At 75.8% G+C, this 2951-nt stretch carries 3 protein-coding genes; all 3 read left to right on the forward strand.

The window, feature by feature from the left end; translation table 11 throughout:
• Positions 1-781: hypothetical protein (locus tag PSR1_RS22675; protein WP_059439570.1), on the forward strand; the 781-nt coding region annotated here is incomplete at its 5' end.
• 61 nt (positions 782-842) lie between these two features.
• Entirely contained in the window at positions 843-2624 is a 1782-nt protein-coding gene (locus PSR1_RS22680; protein WP_059439571.1) for a serine/threonine-protein kinase, read from the forward strand.
• Positions 2625-2642: 18 nt separating this feature from the next.
• Positions 2643-2951, forward strand: a 309-nt coding sequence (locus PSR1_RS22685; protein WP_152643426.1) for an FHA domain-containing protein, incomplete at its 3' end; no start/stop codon positions are given.

Consider the following 2951-nt stretch of genomic DNA (forward strand, 5'->3'; position numbering starts at 1 on the left):
CGCCGCGCTGGCGCGCGACGTGGCGAGCCGGGCCGCCGCGCGCGGCCTCGCGCCGGAGCGCGCGCTCGCGCCGGTGGTCGAGGCGGCCCGCGCCGGCCTGCCGGGCGAGGTGGTCGCGGCGAAGATCCTCGAGGGCCTGGCCAAGGGCGCGCCGCCGGAGCGCGTGCTCGAGGTCGCCGCCGAGCTGGGCGGCCGGCTCTCGCGCGCGGCGGCGCTGGTGGCGCAGGCGCGGGCCTCGGGGCTGCCGCACCGCGGCGACCGGACCGCGGCGCTCGCCGACCTGGCCGGCGCGCTCGGCGCGGGCGTGCCGCCGGACGCGGTGCTCCAGCTCGTGGACGCGGCCCGCGGCGCGGCCGGCGGGAGCTGCGAGGCGGTGGTGGCGGCGGCGCGCACGCTGGGTGAGCTGGCCCGGCGCGGCGTGCCGGTCCGCGACGCGCTGCCGCTCGGCGCGGCCCTGGCGCAGCGCGCGCCGGCGTCCGCCGGCGAGGTGGCCGCGCTCTACGACGCGTACCGCGCCGAGGGCGGCCGGGACGCCGCCGCGTTCCTGGCCGAGGCGGAGCGACGCGTCGAGGCCGGCGCCGCGCTGCAGGGCATGGTGGACACCTTCGGCGACTCGCCCGACCACCTGGTGCGCGCGCGCAGCCGGGCCGACGACGCCGCCGCCGGCGGCCTGGACAAGGCCTCCGAGCACGTCCGCAGCGCGCGCGAGGGCGTGGGACCCGGATCGCCGCCCGGCCTGGAGCGCGTTCCGCCGGGCCGTGGGCGGAAGAAGCCCAAGTAGGACCGCCGCGCACCAGTCCGTCGCCTTGTGGTCCCCCGAGGGGGCGGGCTAACATCCCGCCGTGGTCGAGGCCGCCCCTTCCATCCCGACGGACTTCAAGCCGCACCTGTTCGGCAAGTTCTTCCTCCTCCAGCGTCTCGCCATCGGCGGGATGGCGGAGATCTACCGCGCCCGCGTCCCGGGCGCCGGCGGGTTCGAGAAGGAGCTGGTGGTGAAGCGCATCCTGCCCGCGCGCGCGCAGGATCACGGCTTCATCAAGATGCTGGTGAACGAGGCGAAGCTCACCGTCCAGCTCACCCACTCGAACATCGCCCAGGTCTACGAGTGCGGGAAGATCGACGGGAACTACTTCATCTCGATGGAGCTGGTGAACGGCGTCTCCCTCAAGGAGATGATGCAGGCGTTCGCCCGCGCCGGCGCGCAGATCTCGCCCGAGCAGGCCATCTACATGGTGCTGCAGCTGCTCACCGGGCTCGACTACGCGCACAAGAAGACCGACGCGCAGGGCCAGCCGCTGCAGATCGTCCACTGCGACGTCTCGCCGGACAACGCGCTCGTCTCCTGGGAAGGCGAGATCAAGCTGCTCGACTTCGGCATCGCGCGCGCCGCCACCGGGCTGTCGAACTACAAGGAAGGCATGCTGATGGGGAAGCTCGGGTACGTCGCGCCCGAGCAGGCCTCGCTGGAGCGGCGCTGGGACCACCGGGTGGACCTGTTCGCCGCGGGGATCCTGCTGTACGAGCTGCTCACCAAGCAGAAGCCCTTCCCCAAGGCCACCGACGTCGAGTCGCTCGTCGCCGCGCGCAAGGCGCGGGTGGTGCCGCCCACCTCCATCGACCCGCGCCTGCCCAAGGAGATCGACGCCATCGTGGCGCGGGCGCTCGCCTACGATCCCGACGAGCGCTTCACCGACGCGCGCGCGTTCGCCGGCGCGCTGGTGGACGTGCTCTTCCCCACCCCGCAGTCGTCCATCCAGGACCTGCTGGGCAAGCAGATGCAGCAGGTGTTCGCGGAGAAGATCGCGCGCCAGCGCAGCGCGCGCGCCCACGACCCGCTCATCATGAAGGTGCTCTCCAACCTCGCCGAGAAGCAGCAGGCGCAGGCGGAGTACGAGCGGCTCTCGGCGCCCGCCACCACCCCGCCCGCGGGGCTGCCCGCCGCGGCGGGCCCGGGCGCGTCGCCCTTCGACCCCATCGCGCCGCTGCCGGCGGACGTGCTCCCCGCCGCCGAGCCGGCGCGGCCCGCGCCGCGCAAGGCGCGCAGCCACCGCCCGCCGCCGCGCGAGGGCATCCGGCTGCGCACCGCCGTGCTGGTCGGCCTGGTGCTGGCGGTCGGCGGCGCCGCCGGCCTGCACTACGCCGAGACCTGGCTGCGCACCGGCGTCCTGGTGGTCACCTCCGAGCCGCCCGGCGCCGAGATCACGCTGGACGGCGTCCGCTCCGGCGCGACCACGCCGGCCGTGCTGGAGGGGCTGGTCCTGTCCAGGCCGCACCAGGTCGCGCTGGACGGGCCGGGCGTGCGCGCGGTCACGATGGACCTGGCGCCGGTGCCGGGCACGCTGGTGCGGCGCGTCCACGCGCGGCTCGAGACCGCGCTCGGCGCGGTGACGATCGAGAGCGAGCCGGCCGGGGCCGAGGTGCGCCTGGACGGGCGCGTGGTGGGCCGCGCCCCGGTGACCGTGCTGGGCGTGCGCCTCGACGAGCGGCACCGCGTGGACCTCACCCTCCCCGGCCACGAGATCGACCAGTTCGTGGTGCTGCCGGAGAAGGACGGCACGCGCTTCACCCGCAAGCTGGGCCGCAGCGATCAGCCCGAGCCGCGCGGGAAGGCGATCGGGCCGTAGCCCGGGGATCGGCGCGCGATGAAGCTCGTCATCGAGGACGCCGAGGGGACGCGGTCGGTGGTGCCGTTCGACGGCGACGAGCTCACCGTGGGCCGGGCGCCCGAGGGCAACACCTTCCACATGGCCGACCGCGACGTGTCGCGGCGCCACGCGCGCTTCCTCCGCGCCGGCGGCGCGGTGTTCGTCGAGGACCTGGGCAGCCTCACCGGCACGCGCGTGAACGGCGAGCGGATCGCCGCGCGGAGGCGGCTGCGCGAGGGCGACCTGATCGAGATCGGTGCCTACGATCTCGCGCTGCTGCCCGACGTGGACGCGGCCGGCGCCGGC

The sequence above is a fragment of the Anaeromyxobacter sp. PSR-1 genome (assembly GCF_000964525.1).
Lineage (GTDB): Bacteria > Myxococcota > Myxococcia > Myxococcales > Anaeromyxobacteraceae > Anaeromyxobacter.